Below are 24616 nucleotides of genomic sequence, written 5' to 3' on the forward strand. Positions count from 1 at the left end.
CAGCAAGCCTCTTGCCCGGCAATACGCCGGGCATCCTTCAACTGACAGATTCACCTACCCGGTAGAAAACCCTAAAACGAAAAACAAATAAAGAGTGGAGCATACGATACTATGTCAATTCTAACGATCGCCAGCTTGGAAAATATGACTTTGAAAGAGTTATACGAGCTTGCAAGAGAATACAAAATCTCCTATTACAGCAAACTGACGAAAAAAGAACTCATCTTCGCCATTCTAAAAACGAGAGCCGAACAAGAAGGATTTTTCTTCATGGAAGGCGTACTCGAAATCATCCAATCAGAAGGATACGGATTCCTCCGCCCAATCAACTACTCGCCAAGCTCTGAGGACATCTACATTTCCGCTTCTCAAATTAGACGATTCGATCTTCGAAACGGGGACAAGGTCACAGGGAAAGTGCGTCCGCCGAAAGAGAACGAACGCTATTACGGTCTATTACAAGTCGAAGCCGTCAACGGGGAAGACCCGGAAGTCGCTAGGGAACGTGTTCACTTCCCAGCATTGACACCGCTTTATCCGGATCGTCATATTAAACTCGAAACGAAGCCATCAAAACTATCGACACGCATCATGGACTTAGTGTCGCCAGTCGGTTTCGGCCAACGTGGACTCATCGTCGCGCCTCCAAAAGCAGGGAAAACGATGCTTTTGAAAGAAATTGCCAATGCGATCACGACAAATCATCCCGAAGCGGAATTGATTGTCCTGTTAATCGACGAGCGTCCTGAGGAAGTGACGGACATCGAACGTTCCGTCAATGCCGATGTTGTCAGCTCGACATTCGACGAAGTACCGGAAAACCACGTGAAAGTCGCTGAACTCGTATTGGAACGAGCCATGCGCCTCGTCGAGCATAAACGCGACGTCGTCATTCTGATGGATTCCATTACAAGACTTGCACGCGCTTATAACCTCGTCATCCCGCCAAGCGGCCGTACGCTTTCCGGAGGGATCGATCCTGCGGCATTCCACCGTCCGAAACGGTTCTTCGGTGCGGCTCGAAACCTTGAAGAAGGCGGCAGCTTAACGATTCTAGCAACAGCTTTAATCGACACAGGCTCACGAATGGATGAAGTCATTTACGAAGAATTCAAAGGAACCGGAAACATGGAGTTGCATCTGGACCGCAGCCTCGCAGAACGCCGCGTCTTCCCGGCACTCGACATTCGTCGCTCCGGTACGCGTAAAGAGGAACTGCTCATCCCATCCGAACAACTCGAAAAACTGTGGGCAATCCGGAAAACATTCTCCGATGCACCCGATTTCGCAGAACGCTTCCTGAAAAAACTACGCCAATCCAAATCAAACGCTGAATTTTTCGACAAGCTCAACGAAGAAATGAAAGCCCATCGCAATGGGAAAGGGCTACTTTGATTAATAAAAAATCGATGTAAAATAGTTTCAAACGCCGTCAAATAAAATAGTTGCGAACGCCGTCACGAAGAACGAAGTTTGCGAGCAAAAGCAAAGCGTTGCGAGCACATCTTTGCGCTTGCCGTCAAAAATGACGTTGTTTGAACGGAAATCAACAGTGATATTTGAAATTAAATAGTTGCGAACACCTGACGAATTTGTTATACTTTTCGAGTATGGTTTATAGCCATCTGCTGCATATGCGGTTGACATATTCGGACCGTGTAAGGCATCAGTCTTATGCAACACCCTACAATAATACTCTGTTCCAGATGGTTCAGGGCGAGAGGAGAGAGACCGATGAGAGCAGGAATTCATCCAAACTACAAACTTGCAAAAGTTACTTGTTCATGTGGAAACACATTCGAAACAGGTTCTGTAAAAGAGGACATCCGCGTAGAAGTTTGCTCGGAATGCCACCCATTCTACACTGGACGCCAAAAATTCGCTGCAGCGGACGGACGTATCGACCGCTTCAACAAGAAATATGGCTTCAAAGAAGAAGGACAAGAATAAGAACCTTCCAACCCGCCAACATTGTTTGGCGGGTTTTCAATTTGGGAATAAACCAATAGATCTCCGCATTTTTCACATCCTATAACATATTCCGCTACGAAAGAAAAGACGTCAATTTTACAATGAATTCATGTATGATAGACATTCCGACAACATAAGAAAAACGTTTACATAGAGCAATGATGAGAGGGGAACAAACATGTACGTGTCAATGCAAGGTGGCTGGATAGAAGTAATTTGCGGAAGTATGTTTTCAGGAAAATCCGAGGAATTGATTCGACGGGTACGGCGCTCGCAATTCGCCAAACAGAAAATTGCAGTGTTCAAGCCCGAAATCGATGATCGATATAGCGAGGAAGCCGTCGTCAGCCATAACGGAACGACTGTAATCGCGACCCCTGTTGCGCATTCAACGCAGATTGAGCAACATATTAAAGATGATTACGATGTCATCGCAATCGACGAAGCCCAATTTTTCGACGAAGGCATCATCGACGTCGTCATGGAATTGGCCGATCGTGGATTCCGAGTCATCGTCGCTGGACTGGACCAAGACTTCCGCGGCGAACCGTTCGGACCAATGCCTCAGCTCATGGCAGTAGCCGAAAACGTCACAAAACTGCACGCGGTCTGTACGGTTTGCGGATCACCCGCAAGCCGGACGCAACGGCTCATTAACGGACAACCCGCCGGCTACGATGATCCGATCATCCTCGTCGGTGCATCTGAAGCGTACGAAGCAAGATGCCGTGCGCATCACGAAGTCCCGAGCGGCGTAACCGCTAGTGTACAAGCGAAATAAAGGTAGGAGACAGCATGGACAATCGCCATGCTGTCTTTTTATTGGGTAAAATTACACCAACACATTATCCACATCCGTTGAATATTATGGCTATGGCAAACCCTAAAATAAGATGGGAGGTGGAACGTGTTGAAAAAATGGATTTTTGTCCTCATTCTTCTTTGTTCAATTGGACTGTTCGGATGCCAACAAAAGCAAGCTTCCGAATGGAAAAAGACCGATACACCACAACAAACGGAGCCGACGGAACAACCGACCGACGAAACCGAAGTTCAACCTGATATCGAAACGGAACCGGGAAATGAACCAGAGCCTGCAGTTATTCACATCATCGACCCGTCAACCAATGAAATTATCCACACATTATCTCCGATTGATTTGGGTTTTGAGATGGACATCGAGGCATACATTGCGAAAATCGAAAAACTTGCGAAAGAGTTGGCACGTGGAACCGAAGGGAAATCCGGCTACGATCAACGGATGATCCTCGACAAATTGGACGACCAAGGCCAAGTCATCAAAGGAAGCCCTCTGATCCTGTTGCGTGAAAATATATTAGTGGAGCGGATTATGGAAGTGTCCGCGGAAGGCGGCGATGTCGAATTACCGATCGAAGTAACGGAAAGTGGCTACGATCAGGAAGATGTTCCTCACTTGGATGACGTTACAATCGCAACGTACACGACCTACTTCAATCCGTCAGACACAAACCGGAATAAAAATATCGAACTTTCCGCGAAAGCGATTAACAATGTAATCATCGGAAGCGGAGACCATTTCTCCTTTAACACCGTCGTCGGCCCACGTGACGAAGCAAACGGCTACCAGCCAGCCCCGGAAATCATCAACAAAAAACTGGTCATGGGAATAGGCGGAGGGATTTGCCAAACATCCTCCACCTTATTCAACGCGATCGATCAACTGCCAGTGAAATACATCGAGCGGCACCATCATTCAATTGACATTGGCTACGTCCCGAAAGGAAGGGATGCAACCGTCTCCTACGGCGCCCTCGACTTCAGATTCCAAAACACAACCGACGCCCCGCTCCTCGTCAAAGCCATTTACGGCAAAAACTTTTTAACAGTTGAAATTAGAACATCGCAGAAATATGTTGATGTCCTGAAGTAAATTCCGACGCCGCGGCTCCCGTACTTAAACGGAGCCGCCATGCGTTCAAAACGACTGATTGGAAATTAAAAATTTTATTTTTAACCCGCATTCTGCACCAAAACAAAATTTTAAATCGCATATTGGGGTCGAATTTAAATTTCCGCCAATATTAGAAAACTCACTAACTGCTACAATGTTTGTGAGGTGATGACATGCTAATGAAAAAACGGAGCGAACCATTATCCTTGCTAGGTTTGCAAGCATTAACCGACCGGCTGCCTACCAACCACAAACAATACGCAATAATTGAGGAAGATCTCAGAAGGAGAAAAGCTGGATTCAGTGGTGAATTAAATTTTGACAAGCATATAAACGAATTCCGCCCAACCTATCCATTTGCCTTACTCCATGATATTTGCCTCCTACAAAACGGTATTTATTTTCAAATGGATTCCGTACTAATTCTGCCAGATAAAATTCTCATCTTTGAAATTAAAAATCTTGGCGGAAAACTCACCGTCAAAGCAAATCCAACGCAATTCATCCAAGAAATCAAAGGTGAAAGGAAGATTATCCAAAGCCCCATCACGGAATTGGATCGTAAAATGATTTTCATGGACAGATGGCTAAAGGAGAGAGGAATTGATATTCCCATTCAAGGAATGATAGGACTTGCCTATACTAACGAATTATTTATTGAAGAAGAAACAAGAGTTGAAATTTTATTCACACATGAAATTCCGATAAGGCTGTATAACATGGAAATTACAGAAGAAAAATTAAGTAGAACTAAAATCAATAAAATTGCACGCGACTTTGTTGACTCACACCAGGAGTACAACCCATTTCCTTTGACAAAGACGTTGAAGATAGAAAAAGAAAATATAATTACAGGAGTTTATTGTCCAGCATGCAAACGCACTGGGATGAAGTGGAACCTCATGAAATGGCAATGTCCCGGCTGTTCTTATAGTTCTGTAGATTGTCATCTGGCTCTTCTCGACGATTGGTTCTATCTAATGGACAGCAGTATCACCAATCGCCAATTTCGGTCATTTTCCGGTATTCAAGATCCGGATGTAGCTAAAAGAATCCTGAAGAAGTCGGGTCTCATCATGAAAGGTGCTCACAGAACTGCATTTTATATAAGGTGATTATATAAGCGCTTTGACCATAAAGCGTTTTTTTAATCGCGCCATACTTTGCCTTTCGCCGCTCGTATTAAGATTGTAGTCCCGCGCTCAAAGCCGACCGCCTGGCGCCCGAAGTATCGGCAATTGCGCCCGAAGTAAAGTCATCCGCGCCCGAAGAGTCGGCACTGGCGCCCGAAGCATCGTCCTCCGCGCCCGAAGCATCATCCTCCGCGCCCGAAGAGCCGGCACCGGCGCCCGAAGTATAGGCCTTCGCGCCCGAAGAGTCGGCACTGGCGCCCGAAACATAGGCCCCCGCGCCTGAAGAGTCGGCAAAGTCGCCCGAAGCAATTGCACCCACTCCGCCTACTCCAAAAACCACTCCCCCTGAAGAAATCACTGTATTTCATCGCCTTATTCCCGTACAATAAACATACAAAAGAGACTGTAAACAAAGAGGTGCAATGATTATGTTTGATAGGCTGCAAGCCGTGGAGGATCGGTATGAGCGATTGAATGAATTGCTGAGCGATCCGGATATTGTGAGTGATATGACGAAGCTGCGGACGTATTCGAAGGAGCAGTCCGACTTGCAGGATACGGTCGATGCGTACCGTGAATATAAAAGTGCGACGACCCAGTACAACAATGCGAAACAAATGCTTGAAGAACCGTTGGATGATGAAATGAAGGAGCTCGTCAAAATGGAGCTCGCGGAACTTGATGATCAGATCGAAGCGCTCGAAGCGAGATTGAAATTGCTGCTCGTTCCGAAAGATCCGAACGACGACAAAAACGTCATAATGGAAATCCGTGGCGCGGCGGGCGGCGACGAAGCCGCGTTGTTCGCGGGCAACTTGTATCGAATGTACAGCCGATTTGCGGAAATGAATCATTGGAAAGTCGAAGTGATGGATTCCTCGCCGACCGAACTCGGCGGGTTTAAAGAAATCATCTTCATGATTAACGGCAGCGGCGCCTATTCAAAATTGAAATATGAAAACGGCGCACATCGCGTACAGCGCGTGCCGGAAACGGAATCGGGCGGCCGTATCCATACATCGACGGCCACTGTCGCGGTTCTTCCGGAAGCGGAGGAAGTTGAAATCGAAATCCACGAGAAAGATATCCGTACCGACACGTTCGCGTCTTCCGGACCAGGTGGGCAATCCGTCAACACGACGATGTCTGCTGTCCGCCTGACGCACTTGCCGACAGGCATCACCGTATCGTGTCAGGATGAAAAATCGCAAATCAAAAACAAAGAGAAAGCGATGAAAGTCCTCCGTGCACGCATCTACGACAAATTCATGCAGGAGGCGCAAGCCGAATACGACGAAAAGCGGAAATCCGCCGTCGGGACAGGCGACCGTTCTGAGCGGATCCGCACATATAACTTCCCGCAAAACCGCGTGACGGACCACCGGATCGGGCTCACGATCCAAAAACTCGACCAGATCATCGAAGGGAAGCTCGACGAAGTAATCGACGCTCTCATCGTCGAGGACCAGGCAAGACGATTGGAAAGCTTGGAGCAACATGACTGAAAAAATCTATGAAGCTTTAAAAAAAGCGAAATCCCTTCTCGAATCGAAAAACTTGGACACCCATGCCGCACAATTGCTCATGGAGCATGTCACAGAAAAATCCAGCGCAGCATTACTCGCGGATTTACGTGAGCCGCTTACAACCGAACAGCAAACCGCTTTCTGGAATAAAACCGAAGAGCTGCTCACAGGGAAACCCGTTCAGCATATTATCGGAACCGAACAGTTTTACGGACTGTCATTCGAAGTAAATGAACATGTTCTTATCCCACGACCTGAAACAGAGGAGCTCGTATTCGGCGCTCTTGAACATAGTCGAAAGTTTCCTACATTCCGCGTGGCGGATATCGGTACAGGGAGCGGCGCGATCGCGATTGCCTTCAAAAAAGAAAGGCCAGATGCACTCGTCACGGCGACCGACATTAGTGAAGCGGCACTCGACGTTGCGAAACGGAATGCAAAACGGAACGGCGTCGACATCGATTTCAGGCAAGGGAATATGACCGAGCCGATTGAAGGGGAGAAGTGGGATGTCGTCCTATCGAACCCGCCTTATATTGCATGGGAAGAGTCAAAAGAGATGTCGACGACAGTGCTCGATTTCGAGCCGCATAGTGCATTGTTTGCGGATGATGACGGGCTTTTCTTCTACAAACAGCTCGCAAAAAAATTGCCGCTGCTCATGAGCGAACAATCCCTCATCGGCGTTGAAATAGGTTACCTTCAAGGCCCGGAGGTAAGCGAACTGTTCCAAAAGGCGTTTCCTGATGCTCGAGTTTCGATAATGAAAGACGTAAACGGAAAAGACCGAATGATATTTTGTGAGATTGGTGAATAAATCGTCCTCTCCTTGGTGACAATGATGTCAGGAGGGGATCGATATGTTGCAAGACTATGAAATTAGCAAACCAGTAGGAAGAATAGATAGTTTCATGGCTGTTATTGAGTTCATTCTCGTGCTTTTCCTCATTCAGTCCGCGTTACTGTTATTTTCAGGGCAGGCGGAGCAGGATGAAGAGATCAGATTTCGGATCCTGTCGCATTCAAATGCGCCTGCGGACCAGAAGTTAAAAGAAGAAATCCAGTTAGTCATCGAGCCGATGATTAATCAAGCAATTGCGCAGGCAGAATCAAAGTCTGAGATTGTGGATAATTTAAAAGCGATTGAAGCGACAATTTTAGAGACTGCTCAATCGATGGCGGACGGGCAAGACGTTCGATTTGAAAGAAAGGCGGCACTGTTTCCGCCGAAGCGTTCGGGCTTCGTCATTACGCCGCAAGCTCCCTATGACGCTTATATATTGACGATTGGCAGCGGGCGTGGCGACAATTGGTGGTGTTCTTTATTCCCGAAGGTCTGTTTTCCCGATAAAGATGTGGAAAAAGCGGAGGATGAAAAAGTTACTTTCTTCATTTGGGAGTGGATAAAGTCATGGTTTGATTGAAGTTATCCACTAGTAACTGTGGATAAGTGGATGGAATTGTGTATAAATGGGGGTTTGCAACGTGGAAACTGAAATCGTTTCAGTGGATAACGATATGGATAACTCAAAAAGTTATCAACAGGCTGTGGATATATTGAAAGACGGAGGCGTTGTCGCGTTCCCGACCGAAACGGTTTACGGTCTTGGTGCGCTTGCGACGGATGCCCGCGCCGTGCAACGGATATTCGAAGCGAAAGGGCGCCCGTCCGACAACCCGCTCATCGTACATATTGGCAATAAAGAAGATGTGGATAAATATGCGGTCAATGTGCCGGAAAATGCGAAACGTCTCATGGACGCATTTTGGCCGGGCCCGTTGACGCTCGTCTTCCATAAAAGGCCTGGCGTTATTGCGGAAAATGTTACGCCTGGTTTCGAAACGGTCGGTATACGGATGCCCGACCATCCTGTCGCGCTCACATTACTACAGACGCTAGGCGGGCCGCTTGCCGCACCGAGTGCAAACCGAAGCGGAAAGCCGAGCCCGACAGAAGCACTTCATGTTATGACCGATTTGCAAGGGCGGATCCCGCTCATCGTCGACGGCGGAAGGACTGGCGTCGGCGTCGAATCGACCGTGATTGACATGACGGTCGACCCGCCAGCGATTTTGCGCCCCGGCGGTGTGACGCGCGAGATGATCGAGGATGTAATCGGTCCTGTTACGGCGGAAAGCAAGTCAGCGGGTGAAGAAGCGCCGAAAGCTCCAGGTATGAAATATATGCATTACGCACCCGAGTCGCCACTTTTCGTCATCGAGCCGGATGAAGCGGTCATCCGGGATGCAGTGCGACAACTCCACGCTGAAGGGAAACGGGTTGCCGTCATCGGTCCTAATGAGTTTGATATCGGAGAGGCTGACTGGTACTTCCCGGTCGGACCTCTCCATGACAATGACGCGATGGCGGTGAATTTATACGGGGCGATCCGGCAATGTGATTTGACCGAAGCCGATCTTATCCTTGCCGCCGGGACCAATTTTGAAGGCGTCGGTGCCGCTGTCATGAACCGGCTCCTGAAGGCGGCGGACGGAAAGCGGTTCAACCGATAATAGGGTATGAATGACCTCCTAAACGAGCGCATAAGATGGATGGATGCGGAAGTTGGGAGGTCAATTCATTGTTGGAAATTATCGCTGCAAGTATTACGACAATCGATATTGTTGTTGTATTATCGTTGCTACGGCTACGGAAAAATAGGCTACCCCTCGCCCTATGGATAGCGTTTTTGAATATGGCGCTCCCTTTCCTCGGTTTCATGATGGGGGATTGGTCCGCCAATCTTTTTTCAGTATGGAGCAATTTATTGTCAGGCGTATTACTCGCGTTGATCGGCATCCATATGCTCCTGCAAGATGATGACAGCAGTGCGCTGCAACAACAGCTCCATCCGTCCATCATTGCAATTGCCATCAGTCTCGACACATTTTCGGTCAGCGTTTCGTTCGGCATGCTTCATATGAATAAAATGCTGTTTATCTTCGCCTCTGGTTTCCTGTCGTTCGTCTTTTCCTGCCTTGCGCTTTATTATGGAAGAATGTTAAACATCAAAAACGGCAAGCTGCTTCGGTGGATTTCGGGGTTGGCACTTGTCGCCTTGGGGATAATGTCATGTTTTTGATGAAATTATCTATTCCTTTCTTCACGGTTATCAAGTATTCTAAAGGTAGGTGATGATGAATGAATATTTATTTTATTTGTACAGGGAATACATGCAGAAGTCCGATGGCCGAGGCGATTCTTCGTGCGAAGGCGATTGAAGGCGTCGCGGTCCGTTCGGCTGGTGTGAGTGCAATTGATGGAATGCCGATTTCAAAAAACGCCCAGACGCTTATCGAAGAATCGGACATGCCATATACAAGTGTGTCGCATTCGGTGACGGAAGAGGATCTAGCTTGGGCGGATCTCGTATTGACGATGACTGCATCGCATAAGGCAATTCTGCTTCATTCATTCCCGGAAGTTGAAAAGAAAACATTTACATTGAAAGAGTATGTGACACCCGGGGATGTCGGGGATGTGCACGATCCGTACGGTGGCAACTTGGCTACCTACCGGACGACATTCGATGAATTGCGTAGGTTGATTGAGCAGTTGAAGATGAAGCTGACGGAGGATGGGGCATGAAGAGGAAATTTGGGTTGCGCAAAAAAATGGTGTTATTCGTAACGGTGCTTGCAATTATTACGTATTCAACGAGTGCGGTATTCATTAACTATATCGGACCGGAGTTCTTTCCAAACATTGAGCCGTTCGTTTTTGAAATTAGTACATATGCATTGGGGATCATTTGGTCAGGCATCTTGGCGGCCTTGTTCAGCACGATCTTGACGAAGCCGCTGCAAAATTTGGAGAAGGCGGCAATCGAAGTGGCGGACGGGAAGATTGGCAAAGACATTGTACTGCCGAAGTCTTCGGACGAAATCCGTTCTGTCGCGGAAGCGTTCCAGCAGCTCGTCGTCAATTTGAGAACAATTGTCTCGGAAATCGAGACGAATTTCGAGAAGACCGCGAAAATGGTCGACAAATTATCGGGTGAGACAAGCATTGCAGCGTCACAGGCGGATGCAGTCGCTACGACGATTATGGAAATCTCCTCGGGTGCGGAAGCTTCAGCTGTCGCGATTCAGGAAACGGCCGAAGCGATTGAAGACGTACGGACGCTTGCTGCAGAAGTGAGCAGGCGTGCGGAAGATTCGTCCGATCAATCGAAAGAGATGCTTGCGGAACTGGAGCGTACGACTGAAGTGTTCCGGACGCTCGTCAAAGGAATTCGAGACATGTCGAATCAAAGCGAGCAGTCGCTTGGTACGATCCGTGAACTCGATCAAAATGCGCAAAAGATTGGCGAAATCGTTCAGCTCGTCGGCAGCATCGCCGGCCAGACGAATTTGCTTGCACTGAACGCGTCCATTGAAGCTGCTCGTGCGGGGGAACACGGAAAAGGATTCGCGGTCGTTGCGGAGGAAGTCCGAGTACTTGCGGATGAAAGTGCGAAAGCGGTACATAGCATCGACGAACTCGTCAAAATGATTCAATCGGACGTTTCGAAAGTTGTCAAAGAGATGGAAAAGCAAGTGAAGACCGCAGCAAACGAAGCGGACCGTGCGGATGCAACGAGCGGCAACGTCGAAGCGATGGCGGAGAAAGTGAACGGCATGGCCGATTCGGTAGTCAAAATTTCCGAGCTCGTCGAACACCAGCTGTCGAATATCGAAACGACGGCCCTGCAATCGCAAGAAGTTGCAGCCATTGCGGAGCAAACATCAGCGGGTGCACAAGAAGTTCGAGCTGCAACCGACGAGCAAGTGAAATCGATTGAGCAGACGGACATCATGGCAAATCAATTGAAAAAGCAATCCGAAGATTTGTATCAAGTAATCAAACAGTTTGATCGAACATAACGGTATCGATATCTAATTCATTTCACAGCCCGAAATAGTCACCCGAGGGCTGTGTTTTTTTGTCGAACAATGGTAGAATCATTTGTGAGTAAATTAAGAATTAAGAAATGAGGGGAAGCAATGAAAATCGCAATCTCTTCGGATCATGGCGGCAATCGTCTTCGCCATGAAATTATGGACTTGTTATCGGAACTTGGATTGGACTATGAAGATTTTGGTCCGGATTCCGATGATTCGGTCGATTATCCGGATTATGCCAAGCCTGTAGCGGACGGGGTCGCCAGCGGGAAATTTGATCGGGGCATCCTCATTTGTGGAACAGGAATCGGCATGTCGATCGCTGCGAATAAAGTTAAAGGAATACGTTGTGCGCTCGTCCACGACGTCTTCAGTGCGAAGGCGACGAGAGGGCATAACGATTCGAATATCCTTGCCATGGGAGAACGAGTTATCGGACCGGGTCTGGCGAGGGAAGTGGCGACAGCATGGCTCGACACTTCATTCGAAGGCGGCCGCCACGAGCGCCGCGTCGCCAAATTGTCGGAGCTCGAAAATTAAGCGAGGTGAGCAAGACAATGGATGATGTATTGAAATTATGGAAGCTTCAACTTGAACAACTTTTATCGGAAATGGGAGAGCAGACAACATTCACACCAGGATCCTACTTCGTCGTAGGCTGCTCAACGTCCGAAATTGCGGGCAAACGGATCGGGACAGGCGGCGCACTAGAAGTCGCCGAAGCGTTATTCGAACCGTTACATGCATTTGCGAAGAAGCATGACGTGCAGCTAGCATTCCAAGGCTGCGAACATATTAACCGTGCGTTGACGATCGAGCGCAAAGCAGCGGAAAAAGCGAACCTCGACACCGTCTCTGTCATACCTGCGATACATGCGGGCGGATCGATGTCGACGTATGCATTCGAGCATTTGGAAGATGCCGTCGTCGTCGAGTCCATCCGTGCACATGCAGGGATCGATATCGGCCAGACATTGATCGGCATGCATCTGAAGCCCGTCGCCGTACCACTGCGCACATCCATCGACAAGATTGGGGATGCGATTGTGACTGTCGCGACGACGCGTCCGAAGCTGATCGGCGGGGAACGTGCGATCTACGTACGGCCGGTAGAAGAAGACTGACTTTTATTCAATGGAAGCGCCCGCAAGCATTCATCAGCCTAGCCGGTTGATGAACAGCTGCGTAAAATCACCGGGTATGTTTGATCGTCTATTTGGCGCCTGTATCCGGATATATAATTCAGAAAAGGGGAAATGGCATCATGGACTTAAGCAATGTGAAACGTGAAGATTCTGCAGTATACGAAGCGATTATGGCGGAAAAAAACCGTCAGAACGCCAATATCGAATTGATTGCATCCGAAAACTTCGTGACGGAAGCGGTCATGGAAGCACAAGGATCCTATTTGACGAATAAATATGCTGAAGGTTATCCAGGCAAGCGTTATTACGGTGGATGCGAGCACGTAGACGTCGTTGAAAACATCGCGCGCGACCGTGTAAAAGAAATTTTCGGCGCAGGATACGCAAACGTGCAAGCCCACTCTGGTGCACAAGCGAACATGGCTGTCTATTTCACAGTTCTTGAACCGGGCGACACTGTTCTCGGCATGAACCTTTCCCACGGCGGTCACTTGACGCACGGAAGCCCGGTGAACTTCTCAGGTAAGCTGTACAATTTCGTCGAATACGGCGTAAGCAAAGAGGACGAGCGTATCGATTACGAAGACGTCCGCCAAAAAGCGCTCGAGCACAAGCCGAAGCTGATCGTTGCAGGCGCAAGCGCATATCCACGCGAAATCGACTTCGCGAAATTCCGTGAAATTGCGGACGAAGTCGGTGCATACTTGATGGTCGACATGGCGCATATCGCTGGCCTCGTCGCTGTTGGCGAGCATCCGAACCCAGTGCCGCACGCACATTTCGTCACGTCCACGACGCATAAAACATTGCGCGGACCACGTGGCGGCTTGATCCTCGTGAACGAGGAATTTGCTGAGGAATTCGGCAAAAAGATCGACAAAACGATCTTCCCTGGCATCCAAGGCGGTCCATTGATGCACGTCATCGCTGCAAAAGCGGTTGCATTCGGCGAAGCGCAAAAGCCTGAGTTTAAATCGCATATCCAGCAAGTGAAGAAAAATGCTGCTGCCCTTGCGGAATCTTTGATGGCTGAAGGCGTCGACATCGTATCAGGCGGAACGGACAACCACTTGTTGCTCGTCAACTTGAAATCACTTGGCATCACAGGCAAAATCGCTGAACACGTCCTTGACGAAGTCGGTATCACTGTTAATAAAAACACAATTCCATTCGACACGGAAAGCCCATTCGTCACTTCGGGCATCCGTATCGGAACACCTGCTGTTACGACACGCGGTTTCAAAGAGGAAGAAATGAAGGAGATTGGCTCCATCATCGCTACCCTTTTGAAAAACCACGAAGACGAAGCGGCGAAAAAAGAAGCAGCGGAGCGTGTCAAAGCACTAACAGACCGTTTCCCATTATATGCGTAATTGATTCAACCCCGTTTTCTCTATGAGAACGGGGATTTTTTTATGGATTGGGGATACTTAGGACGAGTATGCGTGCATGGACTTTTCATTTTGCGCGAGTTCGGGCCAGTTATGCGCGATTTCGGCGGAGTAATGATCGAGTTTTTGCGAATTATGAGCGAGTTCAAAGGAGTTATGCGCATGTTAGAGCAAGTTTTGCTCATTTCGGGACCTTCGTCCCATCACAAAGCCGCCCGAAAGAAGTTCATTTAATTTGTCAAAAGCATCTAGCGCGACGGAAAGCGCCTATGTATCCATACAAGTCCGCGGCCACGCATAAAACGGCTAGAAATACGCATAATTCGCGATTCCCACGCATAAACGACCAAAAATGCGCATAATTCGCGATTCCCACGCATAAACACAGCCAAATCCGCATAAATTGCAAAATCAACGCATAACTCAGAATTTCGACGCATAAACCGCCACAAATCAGCATAAAAACCGTTTTTCACGCATAACTGACATTATCCGCATTCCGCAATGTAGTAACTGATATGTTTCTGTTATAATGTACAAGACATTCCGAAAAGGAGCGATTTAGCAATGGCAAAAGTACATGTATTTGATCACCCGCTCATCCAACATAAATTGACGCACATCCGTGACGTGAATACGGGAACGAAGGAGTTCCGCGAGCTCGTCGACGAAGTGGCGACGTTGATGGCGTATGAGATCACCCGCGACCTTCCCTTGACTGAAGTCGAAGTGGAAACACCGGTCCAGACTGCGAAATCAAAAGTGTTGGCAGGCAAAAAAATTGGGATCGTACCCATCCTTCGTGCAGGCATCGGCATGGTCGATGGCATTTTGAACTTGATTCCTGCGGCGAAAGTCGGACATATCGGCTTGTTCCGTGACCCAGAAACTCTCCAACCGCATGAATATTTCGTGAAGCTTCCTTCCGACGTATCGGAACGTGAATTCATTCTCGTCGACCCGATGCTCGCAACAGGGGGCACAGCTGTCGAAGCAGTGAATTCATTGAAAAAACGTGGTGCGGTCAACATCCGCTTCATGTGCCTAATTGCAGCTCCTGAAGGCGTGAAGGTATTCACGGATGCACATCCAGACGTCGACGTGTATATTGCTGCATTAGATGAGAAATTGAACGAACACGGATATATCGTTCCAGGACTTGGTGACGCAGGAGACCGCCTATTTGGAACAAAATAATGGGGAAGGCGTGAATGGATTGAAACAGAAATGGAAAGTGATGACGATCTTCGGTACGCGGCCGGAAGCGATTAAAATGGCGCCGCTCGTACTCGAGCTCCAAAAGCATCCAGACGAAATCGAGTCGATCGTTACGGTTACTGCGCAGCATCGCGAAATGCTCGACCAAGTCTTACATGCATTCAACATCACACCAGATTATGATCTCAACATTATGAAAAACCGGCAGACACTCATTGATGTCGCAACCCGCGGATTAGAAGGGCTCGACGAAATTATGAAAAAGGCGCAGCCCGACATCGTGCTCGTCCATGGCGACACATCGACGACATTCATCGGCAGCCTCGCCGCGTTTTACAATAAAATAGCGGTCGGCCATGTCGAAGCAGGACTTCGTACATGGGACAAATTCTCCCCGTGGCCGGAGGAAATGAACCGCCAGCTCACAGGCGTCCTGGCCGACCTTCATTTCTCGCCGACTGAAAAGTCCGCGCAAAACCTATTAAATGAAGGAAAGCCGGAAGACCGGATTTACATTACGGGGAATACAGCGATCGATGCGCTTCATACGACTGTGAAAGACGACTACAACCATCCGATCCTTGACGAGATCGGCGACGACCGGCTCATCCTTCTCACTGCGCACCGCCGCGAAAACTTAGGCGAGCCGATGCGTAATATGTTCCGAGCCATCAATCGGATCCTCGACAAGCATCCGGACACGCAAGTCATCTATCCGGTTCATATGAATCCTGCCGTGCGAGAAGTTGCGGACGAAATACTTGGCAACAACAACCGAGTGCATTTGATCGAACCACTCGAAGTCGTCGATTTCCACAACTTTGCTGCACGGTCGCATATCATCTTGACCGATTCAGGCGGCATCCAAGAGGAAGCACCGTCACTCGGTAAACCGGTCATCGTCCTCCGCGACACGACGGAGCGTCCGGAAGGCATTGCGGCAGGTACATTGAAGCTTGCCGGAACAGACGAGGACACGATCTTCAACTTGACAGATGCACTTCTATCCGACGAAGCGGAGTATAGCGCAATGGCGAAGGCATCGAATCCTTACGGTGACGGTCACGCTTCCGAACGGATCGTCAGCGCATTAAAGGAATATCTTTCCTCAATGAACTAAAATGAAGTGAAACGTTTGTGCATGTTGAACAATGAATGCACATTTGTTGAAAAAGCACGTGAAACCGCGCCAGTGAGGGATTTTTTCATCGGATTAAACTGAGGGAAATCCCTCACTTTTCCATTGTAAAATATTTGACTGTACAAATATGTCGATTATTTGACAATGAACGGACTATGTGAATAATTTCACGGGAATCAATTGACATCAAAATGCCCCTATTGTATGCTTACAAAGGGTAAGAATGATAGGGATTCATACATATAAAACAGCCTTAGCTATAAGCTTTTGGCAACTCTATCATCCTTCACTGGACGTCGTTCTTCAGCACCCCCATGAGCGTGGCTCAATGGCAACGCTACCTGGTGGTTAGTTATACGGCGATTCAATTACAATTATAGGTTCCGACCTTATTCGGAGTCTCTATCAGTACAAGCCCTAATGAGGGAAACGACCTACATCGTTTGGCATCGCCTTTGTACACAACCCCGCTTTCGAAATTAGACCCGGAAAATACGAATCAGGAGAATCACCCATCATGCATACATTGCGACAAATCTTTAATCGGCAAAAAAAAGCAGTTATCCTTTTGCTCGCACTGTTCGTCATCGGATGGGCTTTTACTGAGTTTAAAACAGTTTTCGGGGGATTGATCCTAGGTTCTATGTTCGGACTGTATAATTTCTTTATTCTTGTCCGTAGAATGGAAAGGTTTGATCAAAAGATTTTGGAAGGGAAAGAAACAAAGTCAGTCGGAGGAACCGTTTTGCGATTCGCTTCCGGCGTGGCTGCGGCAGCCATTGCGTTGTCGATGCCGGAAAAATTCAATCTGATCGCTACTGTGATTGGATTGATGATTCCATACGTTCTGTTGCTAGTCGACAGAATTGTAGTCCACGTAAAGCAGTACTAACTGTCTCGCATAAGGGAGGTGAACGAAACGTGAACCATGATAATCCGTCTTTTGAATTTCTCGGATTAAGCTTTAACCCGTCTAACATCCTCATGCTCTTTGTTACATGTCTTGTCGTTTTCCTTATTGCCTTCATTGCGACGCGTAATTTGCAAATGAAACCGACTGGCATGCAGAACTTCATGGAATGGGTCATGGATTTCGTCAAAGGGATCATCAAGAACAATATGGACTGGAAAGATGGTGGCCGTTTCCACGTACTCGGCATCACCTTGATCATGTTCGTTTTCGTTGCAAATATGCTCGGATTGCCGTTTGCAATCGTTTGGGATCATGAGCTTTGGTGGAAATCACCGACAGCGGATCCTGTCATTACATTAACGCTCGCTTCGATGGTCGTTGTGTTAACCCATTATTATGGCGTGAAACAACTCGGGACGAAAGGGTACTTCAAAACATACCTTCAACCGATGCCATTCCTAGCACCACTTAAAGTTATCGAAGAGTTTGCGAACACATTGACACTCGGTCTACGTCTTTACGGTAACATTTTCGCAGGGGAGATCCTGATCGGACTTCTCGCGGGTCTCGGAGCTTCTTCGATCTTCGGATTAATTGGAGCAGCAATTCCGGCAATCGCTTGGTTAGGATTCTCAGTCTTTATCGGGTCGATCCAGGCTTTCATCTTCGTTATGTTAACGATGGTCTATATGTCTCATAAAGTCTCATCAGACCATTAAACATATATTGCCCTAACTAGGGTTGATAAACAACACCAAAATATATGAAATTTTAGGAGGATATTACACTATGGTAGGTTCAGTTGGTCTATTAGCAGCAGCACTAGCAGTTGGTCTTGGTGCACTTGGAGCAGGTATTGGTAACGGTTTGATCGTTGCAAAAACAGTTGAAGGTATCGCGCGTCAACCAGAAGCACGCGGTATGCTTCAAACAACAATGTTCATCGGGGTAGCGTTAGTTGAGGCCCTTCCGATCATCGCGACAGTTATCGCGTTCATCGTCATGAACCAATAATCGATAGAAAAATTTAAAATGGCGAAGACTGCAACGCATTGCTATGCCCTTCGCCATTCATTTATGTACGACTGACGTTTGAAATAGCAATTTGAAGTTGAAAATTAAGAATGACATTCTTTCTATACAATATTGAACAATATCGAAATTTGATATGAGCTCTTGAAGGGAGTGAAACAATCGTGTTTGGAAATACCTTCATCCTATTGTCGGCAAACGCTGACGCAGGATTTTTAGCGGCCTTGAACCAAAGATTGAATCTTGGTGACATCATCGTCACAGTTATTTTCTTCTCACTTCTCATGCTTCTACTCAAGAAGTTCGCATGGGGACCACTTATGGGCGTGATGAATCAACGTGCTGAATTAATCGCTAATGAAATCGAAGCAGCTGAAAACAGCCGCTTGGAATCTCAAAAGCTTCTGGAAGAGCAACGTGCCCTTTTGAAAGAAGCGCGTGACAACGCACAATCGATTGTTGAAAATGCTCGTAAGCAAGGTGAAACACAACGTGAAGAGCTGATCGCAGCAGCGCGTGCAGAAGTGAACCGGATGAAAGAATCTGCGACGCTTGAAATCGCGACAGAGAGAGAAAAGGCTGTTGCAGCTGTCCGCGAAGAATTCGTTTCGCTTTCAATCTTGGCGGCATCTAAAGTTCTTGGTAAAGAAATCTCCGAGGAAGACAACCGTGCTTTGATTGAAGAAACGATTGTGAAGGCAGGCGAAGGCCGATGAGTAATTCGGTCGTAGCAAAACGCTATGCCTCCGCATTGTTTGAACTCGCTCAACAACACGGACAAACCGGTGCAATTCAGGAAGAAATGAAAGAATTGAAAAAGGTTTTCCGTGACAATAAAGGCCTTAGTGAATTAATAGGCTCTCCGAAGTTATCGTTGGCAAAAAAGAAGGAAATGATCGCGGATGTTTTCAAAGGCTTGAACCCACTCGTATTGAATACGTTAAACGTATTGCTTGATGCGAAACGCACGGACGAAGCTCAAAATATCTTTGATGAATTCCTTAATCTTGCAGATGATGCTGCGGGAGTCGCAGAAGCGAAAGTTTTCTCAACTCGTCCATTGACGGAGCAGGAGACAAATGCCATTTCGGCAGCATTCGCGAGAAAAGTCGGTAAACAATCATTACGAATTGAAAATATCATCGATCCAAGCTTGATCGGAGGCGTCCGTCTCCAAATCGGCAATCAAATTTACGACAGCAGCTTGAGCGCGAAGCTTGAAAAACTGCAACGTAAATTGATCGGATCCTAATTTGAAATTGAGGGGTGACATACATGAGCATCAAAGCTGAAGAAATCAGCACGCTGATAAAGCAGCAGATTGAAAACTATCAGTCTGAGATGGAAGTAAGCGAAGTCGGTACGGTTATCAGAATCGGTGACGGTATTGCTCTTGCTCATGGCCTCGACAACGTCATGGCCGGAGAGCTTCTTGAGTTCTCCAATGGTGTCATGGGTATGGCGCAAAACTTGGAAGCGAACAACGTAGGTATCGTTATCCTTGGACCATACACAGAGATCAAAGAAGGCGATGAAGTACGTCGAACTGGCCGTATTATGGAAGTTCCTGTCGGTGAGGAACTGATTGGACGCGTCGTGAATTCACTCGGCTTGCCGGTAGATGGATTAGGTCCAATCGCAACGACAAAAACTCGTCCAATTGAAAGTCCTGCACAAGGCGTCATGGCGCGTAAATCCGTTCATGAGCCATTGCAAACAGGCATTAAGGCGATCGATGCGCTTGTACCGATCGGCCGTGGACAGCGTGAATTGATCATCGGTGACCGTCAAACAGGTAAAACGACTGTCGCAATCGATACAATTCTGAACCAAGCAGACCAAGACATGATTTGTATCTATGTCGCAATCGGACAAAAAGAATCGACAGTTCGTGGAGTTGTTGAGACTCTTCGTAAACACGGAGCACTCGACTATACGATCGTTGTAACTGCATCTGCATCACAACCAGCTCCTTTGCTATACCTAGCACCATATACAGGTGTAACGATGGCTGAAGAATTCATGTTCCAAGGCAAGCACGTCCTTGTTGTTTATGATGACCTTTCTAAACAAGCTGCTGCTTACCGTGAACTTTCCTTGCTACTTCGCCGTCCTCCAGGCCGTGAAGCTTACCCTGGTGACGTATTCTACTTGCACTCCCGTCTACTCGAGCGTGCAGCGAAGTTGAACGATACATTAGGCGCAGGTTCTATCACTGCTCTTCCATTCGTTGAAACACAAGCCGGAGATATCTCTGCTTACATTCCAACGAACGTTATTTCCATCACAGATGGTCAAATCTTCTTGCAGTCGGATCTCTTCTTCTCGGGTGTACGTCCAGCGATCAACGCCGGTCTTTCCGTATCCCGTGTAGGTGGTTCCGCGCAAATCAAAGCGATGAAAAAGGTTGCGGGTACACTCCGTCTTGACCTTGCAGCATACCGTGAACTTGAAGCGTTCGCGCAATTCGGTTCCGACCTTGACCCAGCGACAAAAGCGAAACTTGACCGCGGTGCGCGCACAGTTGAAGTATTGAAACAAGACTTGAACAACCCGCTGAAAGTCGAATACCAAGTCGTCATCCTGTACGCGTTGACTCGTGGACTTCTTGACGATGTAGCCGTGCATGATATCCTTCGCTTCGAAAGTGAAATCACAAGCTGGCTCGAATCGAACCACACTGAAGTGTATGATCATATCCGTACGACAAAAGACCTTCCGTCTGATGAAGTGATGAAAGATGCAATCAACGCATTCAAAAAGAACTTCGTACCGTCTGAGTCTTGATTCAAGGATACTGACTTAACTAAACAATAAGGTGGTGAATTGCCAGTGGTATCATTACGCGATATTGAAAACCGTATTAAATCGACAAAGAAGACGAGTCAGATCACGAAAGCGATGCAAATGGTGTCAGCCTCCAAATTGAGCCGTGCGGAATTGAATGCGAAAGCGTTCGTCCCATACATGGATAAAATTGAGGAAGTTGTCGGCGCCATCGCAAGCGCAACGACCGACTCCGGGCATCCGATGCTCGTGAATCGCCCCGTGAAGAAGACAGGCTATATCATCGTATCATCTGACCGCGGACTCGTTGGAGGTTACAACAGTAACATCTTCAGAACTGCGAGACGGGCGATGGAACAACGTCATACATCGAAGGACGAAGTAAAAATCGTCGCGATCGGCCGCAAAGGGCTTGAGTTTTTCAACCGCCTTGGCTATAACGTCGTTGAAAGCCTTGTCGGTGTATCCGACCACCCTTCTTTCGATGAAATAAAAGACATCGCGAACCGGGCTGTTGGCATGTTCACAGAAGGCGAATTTGATGAAGTGTACTTATATTACAGTCACTACATCTCCGCCATCTCCAGTGAAGTGACGGAACGAAAATTGCTTCCGCTCACCGACCTTTCATCAGCGTCAGCGCTTGTATCGTATGAGTTTGAGCCTTCCGCGGAAGCGATTCTTGAAACGCTTCTTCCGCAATACGCGGAAAGCCTCATCTACGGAGCAGTGCTTGATGGAAAAGCGAGCGAACATGCTTCCAGTATGACAGCGATGAAGACTGCTACGGATAATGCAGGAGAGTTGATCGATTCATTGAGTCTTCAATTCAACCGTGCACGTCAAGCAGCAATTACGCAAGAAATTACAGAAATCGTCGGCGGAGTCGCCGCTCTCGAATAATAGATATTTTGAACGGGAAAAGTAAGACAGGAGGGATAAGCATGAGTAACGGAAAAATACTTCAAGTTACAGGTCCGGTCGTTGACGTTAAATTCGAAAACGGTCAACTTCCAGAGATCTATAATGCTTTGAAGGTCCAAATCCAACGTCCGAACGCAGAACCAGAAACGTTGACGCTTGAAGTTGCACTCCACCTCGGAGACGATGCAGTACGTACGATTGCGATGTCATCTACAGATGGCCTCCAACGTGGTGCTGTTGTCGAAAACACAGGCGCACCTATCTCAGTTCCAGTCGGAAACGTGACACTTGGACGCGTATTCAACGTACTTGGAGAGAAAATTGACCTTGGAGAGGAAATTCCGGCATCCGAACGCCGCGACCCGATTCACCGTCTCGCTCCACAATTCGAAAACCTTTCAACAGAAGTTGAAATCCTTGAAACAGGTATCAAAGTTGTCGACTTGCTTGCACCATACATTAAAGGTGGTAAAATCGGCCTCTTCGGGGGTGCCGGTGTAGGTAAGACCGTTCTTATCCAGGAATTGATCAACAACATCGCGCAAGAACACGGTGGTATTTCCGTATTCGCAGGTGTTGGTGAGCGTACACGTGAAGGGAACGACTTGTTCTATGAAATGACGGATTCCGGCGTTATTAACAAAACGGCGATGGTATTCGGACAAATGAACGAGCCGCCTGGCGCACGTATGCGTGTTGCTTTGACTGGTTTGACAATGGCAGAATATTTCCGTGACGAACAAGGCGCGGACGTTCTATTGTTCATTGACAACATCTTCCGCTTTACACAAGCAGGTTCTGAAGTATCCGCACTTCTTGGCCGTATGCCATCTGCCGTTGGTTACCAACCGACACTTGCAACAGAGATGGGTCAGCTGCAAGAGCGTATCACTTCAACTAACGTAGGTTCTGTTACATCGATCCAAGCGATCTACGTACCAGCCGATGACTATACGGACCCGGCTCCGGCTACGACTTTCGCTCACTTGGACGCAACGACGAACCTAGAGCGTAAACTTTCTGAAATGGGTATCTACCCAGCGGTTGACCCACTTGCTTCCACTTCACGCGCACTTAGCCCTGAAATCGTTGGCGAAGAGCACTACGAAGTGGCACGTCAAGTCCAATCAACGCTGCAACGTTACCGTGAACTACAGGATATCATCGCAATCCTCGGTATGGATGAGCTTGGAGAAGACGACAAACTTGTCGTAGGACGCGCACGCCGCATTCAATTCTTCCTATCGCAAAACTTCCACGTTGCCGAGCAGTTCACAGGCCAAAAAGGTTCTTACGTGCCTGTAGCTGAAACGGTCAAAGGCTTCAAAGAAATCTTGGAAGGCCGCTATGACCACCTTCCAGAAGATGCATTCCGTCTCGTCGGACGTATCGAAGAAGTTATCGAAAAAGCAAAAGGCATGGGCGTAGAAGTATAATCTACAGGATCAGGAGGGAAACAAATGAAGACAATTAAAGTCAATATCGTCACTCCCGACGGACCTGTTAGTGAAACTGAGGCGGATATGGTGATTGCGGCAACGGAAACTGGTGAAATCGGAATCCTTCCGGGCCATATCGCAATGGTTGCACCACTTCAGATCGGTGCCCTTCGCCTGAAAAAAGACAACTCGACTGTAAATGTCGCCGTTCATGGCGGGTTCATCGAAGTTCGTCCGGATGTTGTTACCGTTCTAGCTCAACAAGCTGAACTGGCTTCCGACATCGACATCGCTCGCGCTCAGCGTGCAGCGAAACGTGCGGAAGAACAACTACAAGCCAAAACAGACAAACTTGAAGCACAGTTGGCAGAACTCGCCCTCAGACGAGCCACCAACCGTATCAACGTTTACGAACAGAAATAATAGATGTGACAAGTTGGCGGGCAGAGGGAGTCTTTCTTCTGCCCGCATTTTTTGATTGGAAATGTTATCTACTAGAGCCAATTTACGGTACCTTTTTGTATCGAGTGCGTTCGTAAATCAATGATCTGCGCCCATAAACCTTGTTAGTGCGCTCATAAATCAATGAATCGCGCTCATAAACGTCGGTTCTGCGCTCAAAAATCAATGAATCGCGCCCGTAAACCCAGGTAGTGCGCTCGTAAATCAAAGAACTGCGCCCGTAAACCTTGGTTGCGTGCTCATAAACGCATTTTTTCACGCTCGATAAATTCAGTTTTCAAAAAGGAGACAATCCGATGAATGATGTCTTTGCACACAACCCGATGCTAGCCATCGTCTCACATATATTTTTCATCGGCTTAACTTTTTATGCATTGCAATCGGTCATGCCGGAAAAAATCATCAAAAAGAACCACGTATTTCAAGCGCAAATCCTCTTTATTTTATTGAGTTTTGCGATCGGTTCGACTGTATCAAATTTCTTTTTAGACATATCCTATTGGTCAGGACGCATCCCCACTTTATTCAACTAAGTTTGCTCGACTGAATTTTGGGTATAGTTAGACAGCCATCCCGCCGCCACCCTGCCACTGAATCCATGCCATCTCCGCGTGTACATATCACGATGTACACGGGGCGATGGCATGAAGTAAATAAATGTTTAATTTCCAATTACTTGTGGGAATTACATAAGTAACATTTCACTCGCCTACCTAA

29 protein-coding genes are annotated in these 24616 nt (G+C 47.6%); 28 read left to right on the top strand and 1 reads right to left on the bottom strand.

Going from position 1 to position 24616, the window contains the following annotated elements:
- The first annotated feature begins 111 nt into the window (after nucleotides 1–111).
- Entirely contained in the window at nucleotides 112–1395 is a 1284-nt protein-coding gene (gene rho, locus MHZ92_RS07125) for a transcription termination factor Rho (protein ID WP_239430913.1), read from the top strand.
- A gap of 27 nt (nucleotides 1396–1422) precedes the next feature.
- On the opposite strand, the gene MHZ92_RS07130 is transcribed toward rho, so the two are convergent.
- Complete coding sequence (locus tag MHZ92_RS07130; protein ID WP_239430914.1) at nucleotides 1423–1680, bottom strand: hypothetical protein; 258 nt, start codon at nucleotides 1678–1680, stop codon at nucleotides 1423–1425.
- 54 nt (nucleotides 1681–1734) lie between these two features.
- Here MHZ92_RS07130 and rpmE point away from each other — a divergent pair, with 54 nt between their 5' ends.
- From rpmE to MHZ92_RS07265, 27 genes are all read left to right on the top strand, one after another.
- Nucleotides 1735–1950, top strand: coding sequence for a 50S ribosomal protein L31 (gene rpmE, locus MHZ92_RS07135; protein WP_147054073.1), 216 nt, complete (start codon nucleotides 1735–1737; stop codon nucleotides 1948–1950).
- Between the two features lie 199 nt (nucleotides 1951–2149).
- Nucleotides 2150–2752, top strand: a complete 603-nt coding sequence (locus tag MHZ92_RS07140) for a thymidine kinase (protein WP_239430915.1) — start codon at nucleotides 2150–2152, stop codon at nucleotides 2750–2752.
- A gap of 126 nt (nucleotides 2753–2878) precedes the next feature.
- Nucleotides 2879–3883: a VanW family protein gene (locus MHZ92_RS07145; protein ID WP_239430916.1), complete on the top strand. Its 1005-nt coding sequence runs from the start codon at nucleotides 2879–2881 to the stop codon at nucleotides 3881–3883.
- 200 nt (nucleotides 3884–4083) lie between these two features.
- Nucleotides 4084–5019, top strand: a complete 936-nt coding sequence (locus MHZ92_RS07150) for a nuclease-related domain-containing protein (protein ID WP_239430917.1) — start codon at nucleotides 4084–4086, stop codon at nucleotides 5017–5019.
- A gap of 446 nt (nucleotides 5020–5465) precedes the next feature.
- Nucleotides 5466–6542, top strand: coding sequence for a peptide chain release factor 1 (gene prfA / locus MHZ92_RS07155; protein ID WP_239430918.1), 1077 nt, complete (start codon nucleotides 5466–5468; stop codon nucleotides 6540–6542).
- Nucleotides 6535–7380, top strand: coding sequence for a peptide chain release factor N(5)-glutamine methyltransferase (gene prmC, locus MHZ92_RS07160; protein ID WP_239430919.1), 846 nt, complete (start codon nucleotides 6535–6537; stop codon nucleotides 7378–7380). The genes prfA and prmC overlap by 8 nt, the downstream gene beginning before the upstream one ends.
- 43 nt (nucleotides 7381–7423) lie before the next feature.
- On the top strand, nucleotides 7424–7987 hold the full coding sequence (locus tag MHZ92_RS07165; protein ID WP_239430920.1) for a stage II sporulation protein R: 564 nt from the start codon (nucleotides 7424–7426) through the stop codon (nucleotides 7985–7987).
- 61 nt (nucleotides 7988–8048) lie between these two features.
- The gene (locus tag MHZ92_RS07170; RefSeq protein WP_239430921.1) at nucleotides 8049–9077 is read left to right on the top strand and encodes an L-threonylcarbamoyladenylate synthase; all 1029 of its coding nucleotides are present in this window, start codon (nucleotides 8049–8051) and stop codon (nucleotides 9075–9077) included.
- Between the two features lie 68 nt (nucleotides 9078–9145).
- Nucleotides 9146–9646, top strand: coding sequence for a manganese efflux pump MntP (locus MHZ92_RS07175; RefSeq protein ID WP_239430922.1), 501 nt, complete (start codon nucleotides 9146–9148; stop codon nucleotides 9644–9646).
- A gap of 59 nt (nucleotides 9647–9705) precedes the next feature.
- On the top strand, nucleotides 9706–10152 hold the full coding sequence (locus MHZ92_RS07180; RefSeq protein ID WP_239430923.1) for a low molecular weight protein arginine phosphatase: 447 nt from the start codon (nucleotides 9706–9708) through the stop codon (nucleotides 10150–10152).
- Nucleotides 10149–11429: a methyl-accepting chemotaxis protein gene (locus MHZ92_RS07185; RefSeq protein ID WP_239430924.1), complete on the top strand. Its 1281-nt coding sequence runs from the start codon at nucleotides 10149–10151 to the stop codon at nucleotides 11427–11429. Before MHZ92_RS07180 ends, MHZ92_RS07185 begins: the two co-directional genes overlap by 4 nt.
- 120 nt (nucleotides 11430–11549) lie before the next feature.
- Nucleotides 11550–11987, top strand: coding sequence for a ribose 5-phosphate isomerase B (gene rpiB, locus MHZ92_RS07190; protein WP_239430925.1), 438 nt, complete (start codon nucleotides 11550–11552; stop codon nucleotides 11985–11987).
- Nucleotides 11988–12004: 17 nt separating this feature from the next.
- A complete protein-coding gene (locus tag MHZ92_RS07195; protein WP_239430926.1) occupies nucleotides 12005–12571 on the top strand; it encodes a TIGR01440 family protein in 567 nt (188 codons plus the stop codon).
- A gap of 140 nt (nucleotides 12572–12711) precedes the next feature.
- On the top strand, nucleotides 12712–13965 hold the full coding sequence (glyA, locus tag MHZ92_RS07200; protein ID WP_239430927.1) for a serine hydroxymethyltransferase: 1254 nt from the start codon (nucleotides 12712–12714) through the stop codon (nucleotides 13963–13965).
- A 42-nt stretch (nucleotides 13966–14007) separates the two neighbouring features.
- On the top strand, nucleotides 14008–14217 hold the full coding sequence (locus MHZ92_RS07205) for a hypothetical protein (RefSeq protein WP_239430928.1): 210 nt from the start codon (nucleotides 14008–14010) through the stop codon (nucleotides 14215–14217).
- Between the two features lie 333 nt (nucleotides 14218–14550).
- Nucleotides 14551–15180 (top strand): uracil phosphoribosyltransferase, encoded by a 630-nt coding sequence (gene upp / locus MHZ92_RS07210; protein ID WP_239430929.1) that lies wholly within the window; start codon nucleotides 14551–14553, stop codon nucleotides 15178–15180.
- 40 nt (nucleotides 15181–15220) lie between these two features.
- Nucleotides 15221–16321, top strand: coding sequence for a non-hydrolyzing UDP-N-acetylglucosamine 2-epimerase (wecB, locus tag MHZ92_RS07215; protein ID WP_370644664.1), 1101 nt, complete (start codon nucleotides 15221–15223; stop codon nucleotides 16319–16321).
- A 538-nt stretch (nucleotides 16322–16859) separates the two neighbouring features.
- Nucleotides 16860–17234 (top strand): ATP synthase subunit I, encoded by a 375-nt coding sequence (locus MHZ92_RS07220; RefSeq protein WP_239430930.1) that lies wholly within the window; start codon nucleotides 16860–16862, stop codon nucleotides 17232–17234.
- A 29-nt stretch (nucleotides 17235–17263) separates the two neighbouring features.
- Nucleotides 17264–17974 carry a F0F1 ATP synthase subunit A gene (gene atpB / locus MHZ92_RS07225; RefSeq protein ID WP_239430931.1) on the top strand — a complete coding sequence of 237 codons (711 nt, stop codon included), beginning with the start codon at nucleotides 17264–17266 and terminating at the stop codon, nucleotides 17972–17974.
- Nucleotides 17975–18044: 70 nt separating this feature from the next.
- Complete coding sequence (gene atpE / locus MHZ92_RS07230; RefSeq protein ID WP_239430932.1) at nucleotides 18045–18269, top strand: F0F1 ATP synthase subunit C; 225 nt, start codon at nucleotides 18045–18047, stop codon at nucleotides 18267–18269.
- Nucleotides 18270–18475: 206 nt separating this feature from the next.
- On the top strand, nucleotides 18476–19003 hold the full coding sequence (gene atpF, locus MHZ92_RS07235; protein ID WP_239431242.1) for a F0F1 ATP synthase subunit B: 528 nt from the start codon (nucleotides 18476–18478) through the stop codon (nucleotides 19001–19003).
- Complete coding sequence (locus MHZ92_RS07240; protein WP_239430933.1) at nucleotides 19000–19539, top strand: F0F1 ATP synthase subunit delta; 540 nt, start codon at nucleotides 19000–19002, stop codon at nucleotides 19537–19539. The genes atpF and MHZ92_RS07240 overlap by 4 nt, the downstream gene beginning before the upstream one ends.
- A 23-nt stretch (nucleotides 19540–19562) precedes the next feature.
- Nucleotides 19563–21074 carry a F0F1 ATP synthase subunit alpha gene (gene atpA / locus MHZ92_RS07245; RefSeq protein ID WP_239430934.1) on the top strand — a complete coding sequence of 504 codons (1512 nt, stop codon included), beginning with the start codon at nucleotides 19563–19565 and terminating at the stop codon, nucleotides 21072–21074.
- A 45-nt stretch (nucleotides 21075–21119) separates the two neighbouring features.
- Nucleotides 21120–21977 carry an ATP synthase F1 subunit gamma gene (gene atpG, locus MHZ92_RS07250; protein WP_239430935.1) on the top strand — a complete coding sequence of 286 codons (858 nt, stop codon included), beginning with the start codon at nucleotides 21120–21122 and terminating at the stop codon, nucleotides 21975–21977.
- A gap of 41 nt (nucleotides 21978–22018) precedes the next feature.
- Entirely contained in the window at nucleotides 22019–23434 is a 1416-nt protein-coding gene (atpD, locus tag MHZ92_RS07255; protein WP_239430936.1) for a F0F1 ATP synthase subunit beta, read from the top strand.
- Nucleotides 23435–23458: 24 nt separating this feature from the next.
- On the top strand, nucleotides 23459–23860 hold the full coding sequence (locus MHZ92_RS07260; RefSeq protein WP_239430937.1) for a F0F1 ATP synthase subunit epsilon: 402 nt from the start codon (nucleotides 23459–23461) through the stop codon (nucleotides 23858–23860).
- A 335-nt stretch (nucleotides 23861–24195) separates the two neighbouring features.
- On the top strand, nucleotides 24196–24432 hold the full coding sequence (locus MHZ92_RS07265) for a DUF1146 family protein (RefSeq protein ID WP_239430938.1): 237 nt from the start codon (nucleotides 24196–24198) through the stop codon (nucleotides 24430–24432).
- The last annotated feature ends 184 nt before the right edge of the window (nucleotides 24433–24616 follow it).

Origin of the sequence: Sporosarcina sp. ACRSL (genome assembly GCF_022346605.1) — a bacterium.
GTDB lineage: Bacteria > Bacillota > Bacilli > Bacillales_A > Planococcaceae > Sporosarcina.